This is a genomic window from Sporomusa malonica (assembly GCF_900176355.1).
GTDB lineage: Bacteria > Bacillota > Negativicutes > Sporomusales > Sporomusaceae > Sporomusa > Sporomusa malonica.
In genome coordinates, this window is the sequence record NZ_FWXI01000003.1 from 132,122 (window position 1) to 146,227 (window position 14,106).

General features: G+C 41.8%; 16 protein-coding genes and 1 riboswitch. Of the genes, 1 reads left to right on the top strand and 15 read right to left on the bottom strand.

What is annotated here, in order from left to right; genetic code table 11:
• Positions 1-11: 11 nt before the first annotated feature.
• From B9A22_RS04310 to B9A22_RS04350, 10 genes are all read right to left on the bottom strand, one after another.
• Positions 12-959, bottom strand: coding sequence for a permease (locus B9A22_RS04310; RefSeq protein WP_084574486.1), 948 nt, complete (start codon positions 957-959; stop codon positions 12-14).
• A gap of 79 nt (positions 960-1,038) precedes the next feature.
• Positions 1,039-1,422: a putative zinc-binding protein gene (locus tag B9A22_RS04315; protein ID WP_084574487.1), complete on the bottom strand. Its 384-nt coding sequence runs from the start codon at positions 1,420-1,422 to the stop codon at positions 1,039-1,041.
• Positions 1,423-1,731: 309 nt separating this feature from the next.
• Positions 1,732-2,055 (bottom strand): ArsR/SmtB family transcription factor, encoded by a 324-nt coding sequence (locus B9A22_RS04320; RefSeq protein WP_084574488.1) that lies wholly within the window; start codon positions 2,053-2,055, stop codon positions 1,732-1,734.
• 364 nt (positions 2,056-2,419) lie between these two features.
• Positions 2,420-3,547 carry a metallophosphoesterase gene (locus B9A22_RS04325; RefSeq protein WP_139796162.1) on the bottom strand — a complete coding sequence of 376 codons (1,128 nt, stop codon included), beginning with the start codon at positions 3,545-3,547 and terminating at the stop codon, positions 2,420-2,422.
• 221 nt (positions 3,548-3,768) lie between these two features.
• Complete coding sequence (locus B9A22_RS04330; RefSeq protein ID WP_342747808.1) at positions 3,769-5,106, bottom strand: FAD-binding oxidoreductase; 1,338 nt, start codon at positions 5,104-5,106, stop codon at positions 3,769-3,771.
• 246 nt (positions 5,107-5,352) lie between these two features.
• Positions 5,353-5,481, bottom strand: a riboswitch (molybdenum cofactor riboswitch).
• Complete coding sequence (locus tag B9A22_RS26670) at positions 5,479-5,547, bottom strand: twin-arginine translocase TatA/TatE family subunit (RefSeq protein ID WP_483881479.1); 69 nt, start codon at positions 5,545-5,547, stop codon at positions 5,479-5,481. It overlaps the preceding riboswitch by 3 nt.
• 125 nt (positions 5,548-5,672) lie before the next feature.
• On the bottom strand, positions 5,673-6,779 hold the full coding sequence (locus B9A22_RS04335; RefSeq protein ID WP_084574490.1) for a DUF362 domain-containing protein: 1,107 nt from the start codon (positions 6,777-6,779) through the stop codon (positions 5,673-5,675).
• Positions 6,780-7,076: 297 nt separating this feature from the next.
• The gene (locus B9A22_RS04340) at positions 7,077-7,235 is read right to left on the bottom strand and encodes a hypothetical protein (protein ID WP_217805873.1); all 159 of its coding nucleotides are present in this window, start codon (positions 7,233-7,235) and stop codon (positions 7,077-7,079) included.
• 81 nt (positions 7,236-7,316) lie between these two features.
• Entirely contained in the window at positions 7,317-7,673 is a 357-nt protein-coding gene (locus tag B9A22_RS04345) for a MerR family transcriptional regulator (RefSeq protein ID WP_084574491.1), read from the bottom strand.
• A gap of 27 nt (positions 7,674-7,700) precedes the next feature.
• The gene (locus B9A22_RS04350) at positions 7,701-8,906 is read right to left on the bottom strand and encodes an MFS transporter (RefSeq protein ID WP_084574492.1); all 1,206 of its coding nucleotides are present in this window, start codon (positions 8,904-8,906) and stop codon (positions 7,701-7,703) included.
• 591 nt (positions 8,907-9,497) lie between these two features.
• Here B9A22_RS04350 and B9A22_RS04355 point away from each other — a divergent pair.
• A complete protein-coding gene (locus tag B9A22_RS04355; protein ID WP_084574493.1) occupies positions 9,498-10,550 on the top strand; it encodes an alpha/beta hydrolase in 1,053 nt (350 codons plus the stop codon).
• 57 nt (positions 10,551-10,607) lie between these two features.
• Here B9A22_RS04355 and B9A22_RS26535 read toward each other — a convergent pair whose 3' ends face one another.
• The 5 genes from B9A22_RS26535 to B9A22_RS04380 all read right to left on the bottom strand — a co-directional run bounded on the left by B9A22_RS26535 (position 10,608) and on the right by B9A22_RS04380 (position 14,023).
• The gene (locus B9A22_RS26535) at positions 10,608-10,829 is read right to left on the bottom strand and encodes a 4Fe-4S binding protein (RefSeq protein ID WP_084574658.1); all 222 of its coding nucleotides are present in this window, start codon (positions 10,827-10,829) and stop codon (positions 10,608-10,610) included.
• Between the two features lie 439 nt (positions 10,830-11,268).
• The gene (locus tag B9A22_RS04365) at positions 11,269-11,649 is read right to left on the bottom strand and encodes a MerR family transcriptional regulator (protein ID WP_084574494.1); all 381 of its coding nucleotides are present in this window, start codon (positions 11,647-11,649) and stop codon (positions 11,269-11,271) included.
• Positions 11,650-11,772: 123 nt separating this feature from the next.
• Positions 11,773-12,417 (bottom strand): DUF4405 domain-containing protein, encoded by a 645-nt coding sequence (locus B9A22_RS04370; protein ID WP_139796163.1) that lies wholly within the window; start codon positions 12,415-12,417, stop codon positions 11,773-11,775.
• Positions 12,418-12,732: 315 nt separating this feature from the next.
• Positions 12,733-13,377 carry a flavodoxin gene (locus tag B9A22_RS04375; RefSeq protein WP_084574496.1) on the bottom strand — a complete coding sequence of 215 codons (645 nt, stop codon included), beginning with the start codon at positions 13,375-13,377 and terminating at the stop codon, positions 12,733-12,735.
• Between the two features lie 97 nt (positions 13,378-13,474).
• On the bottom strand, positions 13,475-14,023 hold the full coding sequence (locus B9A22_RS04380; protein ID WP_217805874.1) for a cyclophilin-like fold protein: 549 nt from the start codon (positions 14,021-14,023) through the stop codon (positions 13,475-13,477).
• Positions 14,024-14,106: the final 83 nt, after the last annotated feature.

Consider the following 14,106-nt stretch of genomic DNA (forward strand, 5'->3'; position numbering starts at 1 on the left):
ATATCTAGAAACTACATTATTGCGTTGAATAGATATCCTGTTACTATAATGGCAACAGCCATAATACCCGCAAAGATTGCGAGAAGCTGTGGTTTGAGAACATTACGGAGGATAATCATTTCCGGCAGACTTAGCGCTGTAACGGCCATCATAAAGGCCAGCACCGTACCGATACTAAGTCCTTTTTCCATTAACGCGTAGACGATTGGGATGATTCCCGCTGCGTTAGAATAGAGCGGCACCCCAACTAATACTGCCAACGGTACTGCAAAAAGGTTATCCTTTCCTGCGTACTCTACCAGGAAGTTCTCGGGAGCATAACCATGGATAAAGCCGCCGATTCCTATAGCAACAACGACATACGGCCAAACCTTACGAAGAATTTCTAATGTATAGTCACGGCTATATTGAAGGCGATCCTGTACACTCATGGCTGCAATCTCAGCGTCTCCCACTTTCATTTGGTAAACATATTCTTCGACCCAATGCTCAAGACCGAGTTTGCCTATGATATAGCCAGCCACAATGGCCACCAGCAGACCGGAGGCCATATAAATTCCGGCAATCTTCCAACCAAACATTCCCCACAGCAGAATGAGTGCCACCTCGTTTACCATTGGCGACGATATTAGAAAAGAGAATGTTACTCCAAGCGGTACTCCGGATTCAACAAAACCGATAAATACCGGAACAGCCGAACAGGAGCAAAAGGGCGTTACAATTCCTAGTAAGGCGGCCATAATGTTCCCAAACAACTCTCTTTTGTGACTCAACAGTTTCTTGGTACGTTCGGGAGGAAAGTAAGTACGAATCATAGATACTGCAAAAATTATAACTGCCAGCATGAAGAATATTTTAATTGAGTCATAGATAAAAAAGCTTACTGCATCACCAAGCTTACTTTCCCGTGATATCTGAAATAAACCATACGTCACATACTCTGCAAATTCAAGTAACATTAGCTCCACCGCCTTTAAAAAATTTCATACACGACGCCACCACATTTTTGTTACCTCGCATATGAAAGTTGTTAATGGATTACTTACTTCCTGTCAAATCAGCTTTTATTTTCTCACTGATATCGTTAACCACTTGCGAGGTCACTTCTGTCTTGCCTTTTTCAAGACCCATTTGCGTGAGAACATAGGAGACTGGAGAAATATCGACATGTTCAAGAACCTTTTTAGCGCAAAGTACTGGGCATCCGTCAATAACGATAACTTGGCTGGCTTTTTTAGCGGTGTCAATGAACGGCTGCATATGGGCTGCAATACCAGTAATACAGCTCATGCTGGCTTGAGCAAACCCTTCTCGTCTCAATTTGCGGCACACTTGGTCAGAAACCTCACCAACATCTGCACAACCTCCACAGGCATAAACTATTCTTGATACCTCTTGCACGCCACCACAACAATTACTCATAAAAAATCCCCTCGCATCTTTTCATATTAATATATTATAAATCTATAATATATTAATATATATATTAGCACTATTTTCCTATTAGGTCAATACCCATTTTTATACAGATTTTACTGCTAACGTCATTTAAACTAACATAAAGAAAACACGGTTTGCGCAGAGCCTTTGGCGAAAGCGCAAGCCGATGTTGCCCTTATCCAGGAGAAAGTAATACTTTCTATCAGGACAAAAAAAAGCGGGGTTATTCCCCGACTTAGCTGTCTAATGAATATAAGCTTCAATCGCTCGGTTATCCGGCCAGGTTAATACTTACTTTAAAAATTTCAATATACTTTGGCTGTGCCCAATTTGTTCGCTGAGTGTTTTTTCAGCTGCGTTTATTACGTCAAACACAGATTTATATACTATTCGGTAAATTACCTTCTGTCCATCTTTGCGTGAATCAATTATGCCCTGTTTTTTTAAAACACTTAAATGCTGGGACAAATTCGACTGTTCAACGTCCAATTCCTCAATAATTTCGCACACACAACGTTCTTCTTGTTCCAGTGTGCGAAGGATTTTTACCCGTATAGGATGAGACAATGTTTTGAAAAAATCAGCCGTTAACTTAATCACTATATCTTCGGCCATAATACTTACCCCCAACGTGCCAGAATGAGCTCTTGTACCATAAACCCTTAAAGAGTCAGTAGGTAATTGTAGACGGAATTATAATCTTCATATTAGCCCTTTATCATATAGTAAAGCACGCTAGATAAAAATACAAACTTTTTCTTTAGACAGGTCCCCTCATCCTTCTCGAAGCAAGATCGCATTCCTTTAGCATTAGATTCTGCTGTGGAGTCATCGGCTCGCCATCTTCAAATTGTGGTTCAATAAAATAATAACAATCGGCTTTATTTTGCGGGCTTCCCTCAGATACGTCTACTAGGTATTTAAGACACCATTTCTGTCCATTTGCCTGATGCTGCGCAATACCGCACCCCAAACAGTTTTATTCAAATTTGATATTAATTTCAACAATCTCCGGTCGATTACCAAGTCTTATTGGCGGGCCCCACGTGCCATAGCCACACGACACAATTAGTTGATACGAATCTTTTTTCAGATAGCCCCAGTCTTGCTCATATATTCGTTTAGTGATCAGATTATTGGGGAAGAATTGACCATTGTGTGTATGGCCCGATACTTGAAGATCCACACCTTGTTGAGCTGCTTCGTTAATGCGTGATGGTTGATGATCCATTAATATTATTATTTTCTTTTTATCAATATCTTTCATTATATCGACAAGTGACCCTGTTCCTCTGGCAGCATATCGGACAGCAGAAAGATCGTCACGACCTACAATATAAACAGCATCACCAATCGTAGTCCACTGATCTTGAAGGACAGTAATACCGTTGTTTTTTAATAGTGAAACTGCTAGGGCTGGTTGTCCGCTAATATATTCATGGTTGCCTAGAACCGCATATGATCCAAACCGAGCTTTTACATTTCGAAGTGGTTCTGCGATCTTGTTGCTTGCCACATATGTAGCATCATCATCAATTTGATCGCCGGCATATAAGACTATATCCGGGTTCAGGTCATTTAAGGATTCTGCTAATCGTTCCACGCGATCAATTCCAACGACCCGGCCCATATGAATGTCTGACACCAAAACAATCTTTAAATTATCGATTCCTTCGGCCTTTTTATTAATCGACATATCATAGCGAGTTATTACTGGGTTTAGCGCATTCCAAGCTCCGTATGCTAACATTCCTAGGAGGATAAATAAAACTATAAAACCCTGGTTAGTCATGTCTTTCGCTATAGCCGGTAAGAAGTTTAATCGTTTATCGACGATTTTTATAATATCTAGTATAAACCACAAAAGCACTGACCAATATGTTACGGCTAACCACCAATCCCCGATGATAAATAAGATTTCTGCCTTAGCTATACCCGTCCTTGCCAGGATACGTGCGAGGATAGGGGAGGCTGCTACTAATATAAATACAACCCAATAAAATATTGACGGACCGTTTACTAATGTTTTTAACCAGTAAAAAAAACGATTGCCGATATATACGTTAGCCAGCCCATAGACTATTGAGAAGGTTAGAAGAAATCCCATATTAGCCCCCTGAAAAAAAATAATCACTTTTTCATAATACAACGTAAAAATTAAAAGCGCAAATAGAAGGACGGACAAGTTAATAAAAAAGCCCCCCTAGCGCAAGGACACAAAAAACAAGAAGACCCCAATCACTGCATTAAACAAGGATTGAGGTCTAATTACTTTCTAATAATGCGGATCCCTATTCGTATTTATAGCACAAGTGGGAGCGAGCAGACCTATCCACAGTACACCGTTTTAATACTCTGCGGAAACTCAAACACATTGTGAGGATCATACTCTTTCTTGATGCTCCGCAATTCTTCTATATGTTCTCCATAATAGGCACACTCATAATTTGGCAAATTATTATAGGGGAAATTTACATATGAACCCACAGATAAAGTATAAATATACTTAAATCCTGATGCTACCCATTCTTCAACAACCGGCGCTGCTGCTTCACTCTCCCAGCTAGACGAAATTCCCATTATATAGTTAGCCTGCCTGTAAAAGAAAGCAGTACTATCTGTTTTCATAGCTCTAACGGCTCCGCCTAATGAGTACAGTCCAATAAAAGAATTATCCTCAGTAGGTGCGGCCTCTATAAGGTCTATAATTTTTTCCAATTCACAATAGGAAAGCTGTCTTTCGATAAATCTTCCTGTAGCTTTAAAAGCCTCCCGCAAAGGATAGAGTGCCCCTATTATCTTTACAGCATCAATAAAGTCTACATACTCAATATTCTCGTAAGTTATTCCAGGAATACTTAAAAAAGGCTCTAAAAGCTGTCTAGCCTCCTCAGGATATCCATAAAAGAATCCAAAAAGCAAAGGGCCTGGCTTGTATATTCTACCGAAAGCACTGATCCTCGGGTCTAAATTCCTTAACCATTCTTGCCAGGCTTGTAAAAATCCAAGCCTAGCAGACTTATTATCCCACTTTAACCGAATGAGTGTTACTTTGTTTATCTTCTTCAGATGGAATTTGTATGAGGTCATGACCCCGAAATTCCCGCCTCCTGCTCCTCGCAACGCCCAAAATAGTTTTACATTATGGCAGTTGTTTGCTGTTAACAGGTTCCCACTAGCATCTACCATTTGTGCTTCAATAAGACTATCAGTCGTAAGCCCCAAATATCGGGTAGATAAGCCGATACCGCCTCCTAATACCAACCCAGAAATACCTACCGTCGGACAAGTTCCACCGGGAAAAGTATATCCTGAATTATAGAGGGTTTTATATAAATGCATGAGTCTCGTTCCAGCTTGCACTTCAACGGTATCGTCCTCAGAATTGACCTTGATACCATTCATGCAAGAAGTATCTATGACCAGTTTATCCGTACCGACAGAGTAGCCCTCGTAATGATGTCCTCCAGAGCGAATCCTCACTTGTATTCCCTGTCTTTCTGACCATAATACAGCATTGACTATGTCCTGTATATTACGGCAATAACAAATAGCTAAGGGGCACTTGTTTATCGCCTCATTGTATTCTTGTCTCGCACAATTATACTCAGCATCACAAGGTAATATCACCTTTCCTGTTAGCCCTTGGCAATTCACAGTATTCACCCTTTCTTCTTTCTCTTTAGATTATTTTATGTTAATTGCCCAAATTCGGTTACAGGAGCCAACAAAACCATAATCATCATGAAGCAGATATTTTGTTTTTTCAATCCTCTGCTTTTTCCAAACCTCCTTTAAATGAGTCAATGAATCGTCACTATCTGACTCATAAGTGTCAAGCACTCTTTTCACCCCTTTCTGCGTCTAGACCAATAAAAAAACTTCTGGCCGAAGACGCACAGAAGTCATGTAAAACTTATGAAGCGCATCCTTCCCAAGTAGTGGAGGCAGTAAAATTTCTTTCACTGCCCTGTGAACCTAGGTTCAGGCTGCAAGACCATAGTTGCCCTTAGGTCATGCAGCTCGGAGTGCCATTTTTTAGTTAGAAAAAACTACCAATGCAATAACTAAAATTAATACCAATTCCGGCATACTAAAATTAAACATAAACAGTACCGCCTTTTTAAGTATTTTATGATTTAATTAGGAGCCCATCCCATCGAACACTGTCTTTGTTACACTCAGAATAAGTAACAAAAGTCTGTAGTACACTAATTAGGTAAACAGATATACTACAAGACGATTAACTCATAATCGCGGCTGCCCATACCTATTTCTGCTCCATATCGCAATTGGGTAGTACCGTCTATATGAGAACGCAAACCATGAAATTTATCCGCGCCGGCTTCACAATTGCAAGAAAGAAAAGAGTCAGAGAACCCAAGCTGCTTATTTACTAGATCATAACTTGCCTGATCAATAGCTACAGGGTCCGTTGATGCCAAAAAACCAATATCAGGAACAATCGGTGCATCGCTCCACGGTACACAATCACAATCAGGCGTAATATTCAAGAGAAAGTTAATATAACCGATACGTTTCTCGTGGGCTTTGGCAACCCCATAGCCATATTCGGTCATTCGTTCCAGCATGGCGGCTAGGTCTGTATTCCAGTCCATGCCGATGGCTTTTACGGGACATACAGTTAAGCACTCGCCGCAGCCGACACATTTATCCAAAGCGATATTGGCTTTTTTTCCACTCACCGTAATGGCCTTTTCCGGACAAATAGCACTGCACTTGGCACAACCAACGCACGTATTTTGATCGACTACAATCTTAGTAGCATGCTGCTCTTTTTTACCAACAGCAGGTGCTCCACCCATGGCAAGATTTTTTATTGCCCCGCCGAAGCCAGCCATCTCATGTCCTTTGAAGTGGGACAATACAATCATGCTGTCAGTACTTACCATGTCTTTTGCCAGTTTCACCTTTTTAAAATGTTTTTTATCAATCTGTACTTCAGTAACATTTTCACTGCGTAATCCATCGGCGATGATAATTGGCGCTCCTGTAACCGTATAATCAAAGCCATGCTCCAATGCGGTCAGCAGATGATCCACCGAATTATGCCGGCTTCCCGAATAGAGTGTATTGGTATCGGTTAGAAAAGGTTTAGCACCTTTTTCTTTTACTTTGTCTACCACTTGGCGTACAAAAACAGGATTAATATAACCATCGCTGCCGCGTTCTCCGAAGGTCAGCTTTATAGCTGTGAGGTCATTTGGTTGAATAAGCTCGCTGAAACCGGCACGGTCAAATAGGTTCCTTATCTTGCTAATTTTATTATTCTTGTCTGTTCTCGTTCTGAGATTTACAAAATATACTTTGCTCGACATATTTTTTTCCCCCTCTTAAATAAAAATATTTACATTTATAATATAACTTTGAGTCAGAACTCCCCCCACAGCCGCGCTCTGAAAAGGATAGTCAATTTCCCACCAAGACAAAAAGTGCTGTTCTTGATTTTCCAGCTCCACCGTCTCCCCGATCATTGGTATAAGAGGCCTGTAATTTCTATAATGGATCATATTTTAAATCAGACAAGCATCCAAAAAGAGAGCTGGTGCACTAGTAGTTAAATTTTCTTGAATGCATCAGCCCTATTTTTTATTTACACTAAAACACCTAATTGATTAAACTGATTTTTCCATTTCGTAAGCTTCTTGCAAAACTGAGGGCAGGTTACGGATAGCCCCCAATTGATCTGCACCAGCACCACGCACTACGCCGGACAGCTTCGTTTTTTCAAAGCAATCGATCCATCCCTGTAAGCCTTTCACTGCACCATCCATAGAGGCAGTACCCCCATCTGCTGAAGTTGCTAACAAATAGATATCACGAAAAGAATACTTCGCAGGATCATTCATTTTCCATCAAGATTTCTCAAGATCATCGTAGTTTTCAATTTTGCAAGCCAATCGTTCTCTTGTTGCCTGCAAATTTGCAATACGATCATTTAAACGCTTTAATTCTTCCTGTAAAAGCTCCTTCCTTGCCTCTTTTGTTTTACTTCCCTGCTGATAAAGCTGGACATATTCAACAAGGACTTCTACTGGAATACCGGCATTTCGCATACAGTGAATAAATTCAATCCATCCACAGCTGTAATCGTCATAGTCGCGAATCCCATTTGGTTTACGCGGAACCGGCGGGATCAAACCGACTCGTTCGTAATAGCGCAATGCGTCCTGTGTCATACCGTATTTTTCACTGACCTCTGAAATTACCATTTGATTCACTCCTTCTTTTCAATTGGTTTACCTTAATTTAGTTCCCGTTTCAACCATATCACTCATAACAAAACTTGTTTTTCTTGGGCTGCACATGTAAACTCTTATAAAAATGGATACGATACTTAACAGCGAAAACATCAGTCCCCCAAGCACAACGTACTTTATACCGATGCCGGATATAAAGAATCCGCATACCATTGTTCCCATGGTCATTCCCAGGTTAGCTGCTGTTAAAAATAATCCATTCGCAAAATCAGGCGCTTCCGGAGCTGCAGTGGCAATCCAATATTGGTTAATATTGCCCCCTATGCCGCCTAAAATTCCCCAAGCCAAAGTAATCAAAGCCATAGGCGCCGCAAACTGCCCAGTCATGAATAATACAACATAAACTGCTCCTAATACAAACGGAAAAGCCACTACTGTTTTCATCGCGTTTCTCGTAAGCAGTCTTCCGGCGATAATGCTGCCTAGAATATTTGCCAAACCGTACACCAGCAGCACGATGCTGATTGTGTTCAAGGATAATTTTGTAATGGTTTCCAGATATTTTGCCAGATAACTAAACACCCCAAATACTGCACCATTCATTAAAATAACAGCAATAATGGAAATCCAGGTCATTGTTTTTTTCAAAACGCTTAACTGTTCTCCGTAGGAAAGCCTTTCTTTTACCGGCATAGATGGTACAAAGAAAAATGTAGCAACAAATGCTATAACATTTACGACAGCGAAAAACACCATTGCCATTTCCAGTGAAGCTGCCCCGGCAATAAAGTTGCTGACTGGTACGCCAATAACCATCCCTGCCGATACTCCGACAAACACCTTTGCAACAGCCTTAGGGGCTTCCTCCGGTCCGACCGACGCAGCCGCTACGGTAAACGCCAGAGAACAATAAATCGGATGGAAAAAGGCCGGAACCACACGGGCAATCAGAGCAATCGTAAAGTTTGTCGCTAAGATCGAAACAATGTTGCCGGTAATAAAAATCCCCAATACCAGCAGCATGACCTTCTTACGATCGATCCCGGAGAACAAGAGCGGCATCGTAGGGGCGGATATGGCAACCACCAGCGCAAAGAGACTCACGAGCAGTCCCGCCTGAGATATACTAACCTGGAACCGCTCCGCCATAAAAGGCAATACGCCGATCACCCCCAGTTCCGTATTTAAAATGCCAAAAACGCCTACGGTTAATATAAAAATAAGTAAATTATTTTGTTTAATCACAAAATACCCCCTCCCTTTCTTTCGAAATCTTTCCTTAAGATTTTATACTTTAAGGCTATCACCTTGTGTTAACTCCAGGTCAAGTATTTTTTTAAATTTATTACAGCTACTCTATATTCTAATCGATCTTCAAGCCTGCCAGCCATTCCTTGATTTTTGCACTCTTGCTCTTTGCCTGATCAATCCCAAATGGCATAGCCTTTCAACATCTTAGCTTTTGGCTGCAGCTCGGAGATTTTGCTGTCTATGCCCGAAACTAAATATTTGCTCCACTCCTTTTTCTCTTCTTGACTTTGAGTTTAACACCTGGTGTTAACACAAAGTCAAGTTTTTTGAGTAAAAGCAATTGGCACTTTATAAATTAGGAACAAAAAAAAATTACAAAGCCTATTGACTTGGTGTTAACACCAGATGATACAGTTTAATTGTTAATAGAAAAAAACGTTAACAAAAATAAGGTATTAAACATGTTATCGATACTTTAACTTGTCTAGAGAGGGGGAATAAGGAATGCCAGTAAAATATATTTTGTAAAATTTATAAAGGTGAACAGAGTAATAAAATCAGAAAAAATATTGGAAGGGGTTTAAAATGAAAAAAAAATCTATTATCACACGTGGCCTCCACCTACTCACAGCGATGGCACTGGGCATGCTTGTATCCACGACCGGCGTTGCATCCGCGGCCGACTCCTCCCTAGCATGGGACAAAATCTTTCCCCAGAGTGACAAGGTAACAGTTGAGAAAGTTTCATTCAAAAACAGGTATGGGATTACCGTTGCAGCCGATTTGTATTTACCAAAAGACATCGACGAATCAAAGAAATACGCGGCTCTTGTCATTGGGACTCCATATGGCGGCGTTAAGGAGCAAGCTGCTGGGCTCTATGCACAAACAATGGCAGAGCGCGGTTTTGTCGCAATTGCATTTGACGAGTCCTTTAACGGCGAAAGCAGCGGCGAACCAAGACATATCTCATCGCCAGATATTTTCACTGAAGACTTCAGCGCGGGCGTAGACTATCTGGGAACGCGCCCGTATGTGGATAGAAATAAAATCGGTGCGATTGGCATCTGTGGCAGCGGCGGATTCGCTCTTACCGCGGCACAAGTCGACCATCGCATAAAGGCCGTTGCCACCGCAAGCATGTACGACATGAGCCGCGTAATACGCAATGGCTGGAAAGACAGCATGACCGACGAACAACGCAACAAATATCTCGATCAACTTGGCGAGCAACGTTGGAAAGATTTTGAAAATGGATCCCCTCAGTTGACCTCACAATTTCCTGCTGAAATTCCATCAGAGGGACTAGATCCTATCACAAGTGAGTTTTTTGAATATTACGTAACTCCACGTGGACACCACCCAAATTCGATAGGTGCATTTACGATTACGAGCAATATGTCTTTTATGAACTTCTCTTTGCTTGCTCATATAAAATCGATTTCGCCAAGACCAATCTTGTTCATCATGGGTGAAAATGCACATTCGCGTTATTTTACTGAGGATGCCTACAAGATGGCTGCCGAACCAAAGGAATTGTATGTTGTCAAAGGTGCAAGACACATCGACCTGTACGACAGAAAAGATCTCATCCCCTTCGACAAGCTCGAGTCCTTCTTCAAAGAAAATCTGAAATAGAGATCGTGATCATAGAGAGCCTCGCGTGCCAATAGTACTTCAAATAAAACTATACGCTCAGACTAATTTGCCAAAAACTTTAATAGCCTGTTTCATTTTATTAATAACATCTACACCGAACGGACAGTTTTTTATACATAGCCCGCATTCTATACACTCATTTGCGCGATGTTCTAATAAATCATAATGATTTTTTAATGTTTCAGGAACCTCTTCTTGTATGTACGCCAGGTCTTTAGATTTCTGTAAAAGGCTGACCGGTAAATTGACGCTAATGATATCCTTGACCGACCGATTACTGGAAAACCACGCTGAGGGGTCTTAACGATCAATGTATGACCTCTCCTTCAACGTACTTTTTACAGCATTTCAATAAGCAACCTGTCTCCTATTTCACCGTTTATGTTCCTGCGCTATAATCAACATGTAAATAACGGTTGAACGCGCCCGTCAGCCACAGATACTGCCGCACGGATATCGCTTATACTTCTTAAAAGAAGTCTAGCATTTGGAGCTAACACCAAGTCAAGCATTTTTTCGGGGAGTGCAGTTAAAACGCACTCCTCTCACAACTCAAAGGATATTCAGGAATTTCGCAGGGCTACAAGCGGGGCATGGCCACAGCCGCCGATGAACACGCAGTACCGTTAACAAGATTCATGATTTCACCGTTAACACTAATAAGAGGCCAGCCGGCCTCTTATTTTTTCCACTACCACTACCTATGACACGGAGTTTTTTTTCGCTGCACGTATTCCTCGTTCATCCACTGAAGTTTATTATCTAGACGTTCCAGCGTTTTCTGCATATCTTCCACTCTTTTTTGGAGCAGTTGACGCTGATCGGTAATCAGTTGAATTCTTGCCTCAATTGTATCATCGCCCTTTTGATAGAGCGAAACATACTCAATCAAGACTTCAATCGGTACACCTGCATCTCGCATGGCTTTGATATACTCGACCCAATTACAGTCTACTTCATTATAATCCCTGATCCCGCTTTTATTGCGGTTCACACGAGGAATCAATTCTATGCGCTCATAATAGCGGAGTGTATTCTGGGGAATACCAAATTTTTCACTCACTTCTGAAATCATCATGCAACTTCACCTCCTGATATCTAATTTGAAATAGTATACTACTTAGCCTTAACTTCAAGTCAAGGGTTTTTATCTAGTCGCAACCACACAATCCATACTCATTTACGAACACTTAAGGTAAAGTCATTTAGGGTTGGTATCTTTTACTCTTCGCAGCAAACCTAACAGAATATGCGTTATGCCGACATAACTGCCCACAATGGCAAAATGGTCCAGCAAGAACCCCCAAAGGGAAGGCTCTTCACCCCACCCCATGAAGACACGCTGCATGAGAAGCTTCTCTCCGATATCATTCGTAAAGGATGCATAGATGCCATAAATAATGACGACGCTGGATATAATGCGGCTCATAAAGACCCAACCTAGGCTGGAGACATCAATATGCAGCCAATTCTTTAGTTTCGACATAAGTATTTCCCAATGCATCCCCAGATGGATTGCTATGAGGATAAAGCTCACGAAGGCCGCCCCCTGGTGCATATCATGCATAAAGAGATTTTCGCTCCGCATGTCTAGCGGCGCAAATACCGTCACCGAAATCAGCGCACCGGTAACGAATACCGTGACCATCGTAACCACTAAAAATAAATTAACAAGTGTCGTGAGTACACGTCTAAGACTCTGCCTCCCCTTGAAGAAGACCTCATACCAGCGTCGATTCAACACATTATGGAAAACAAACAGCAAAGCGAAAACCACCCCACCGATTTCATGGAAGGCATTTCCTGTAAAACGGTAATCCATGATCAACAGTAAAAGCACCGTCATTACTATATTCAATATATTTCTAATCAAATCTTATCCCTCATTCATTTCTAAATAAGCCCAGATAGAAACTCCAATTCTCAAACATGTCCGTCAATTGTGACTGCCATGCGCATGGTACACCGCCAACTTGCAATAAGAATCCGACATTGCAGTATACGCTTCGATTCAGAAGTTTCGCCACTATAAATAAAGGAGATGCTTTTCCCCCAAAGAGTATCTCCTTTATTTATAAAATATCTCTCGACTTCAATATTTCATTACGCGCCTTCTTACTCTGTAGAGCTTCCTTGATTCCACCATCTAAATTTTTGTATGTTATTCGCCAAAGCCCACCTTGCTCAGCCATGCAAAAATATCCTTTTGCTCGTATTTGCTGTTTCCTCTGAGTACGAGTTCATCCAATACCTGGGCTTTAGGCGCAAGCTTTTTGATGTCCTCCAGGTTGTGACCTGCCCCATAGCCGCCGTGCGTACAAAACGGAATAATCGTCTTACCGGCGAGATCAGATTCAGCTAAAAAAGTGGCAACCGGTGGAGCAATCGTATACCACCAAATCGGTGTACCGACAAAAATGACGTCATAAGATGCCAGATTTTCCACTTTTGCCTTAAGCGGTGGTTTATAGCCTGACTCTACTTCCTGTTTTCCCTGCTTTTCCACCGTAGCATAGTCTGTAGAATACGGCGTCGCAGGCTGAAGCTCAAAGATATCACCACCGACGTTCTGGCGGATCTGTTCAGCAAGAATACGCGTGTTGCCCGTATAAGAAAAATAAACTACCAAAGCCTTTTTCTTCTGAATACTTGGGGTCTTTTCACCTTTTTGTGAGGACACGGCTGCTGTCTGCTGTGGCGCCTTCGAAGTCTCCGACACTGCATCCGGTTTCTGCAGGATTCCCACAGTTGCAAACGCAATTGCCGCAAGCACCGCAAAGGCCTGTACAATATATTTTATTTTCATCTCTGCATTCCTCCAAAACCTATTTCAAACAATTACCTTCTATGGTCCAATCAACACTCTGGTCTAAAAATCTTTTTACTCATATCAAAAACTCCCTTCATTGATTTACAGCTTCGATCCTGACAGTAAAATCACGGTTCATTTTTGCCAGTTGCTCAAGTCCTGACGTAAAATGTCCTAGCGAGACCAAATCCTTGGAATAGCGAAAATCATGGTAGTAAATCACCAAATTTCCCCATGGAGCGAATAATGCCAAATCCCCCTCTGACGGAACTAACCCGAACGGCGCGTTTTCCGTAGAAAGCCTGCGCGGCGGATAGGCGATCTTCTCCGTGCTGTTGAAGTCCTTGAAGCTCAACGTCAGCGGTAACATGGCCACAAGGTCGCGGCTCGTTGGATTGTCGTAGAGTTCTGCAACGGCTTCGCCGCCATCAAAAGTCAGCTTGATCTTGGTACCTTGGAACGTCTTCGCAGTATCAGCAGTTGCTCCCTGCCCTGATGATGCTGTTCCGCCTTGGGCCGAATCTGGCTGTGCGGTACCGGGGTTATTTTCTCCGCCTTTTGCCGTCTCCGGGCCACAGCCTGCCAGCGAGATAGCAAATCCTACCATTACGGCAACGAAAACATTTAAAAATTTTTTCATCATAACATAACACCCCTCTTTCTAAAAAGTAATAGCAAATTCTTGCAGGGACTGCTTAGGTAAAAACAAGCTTGGAATTTGTTTTA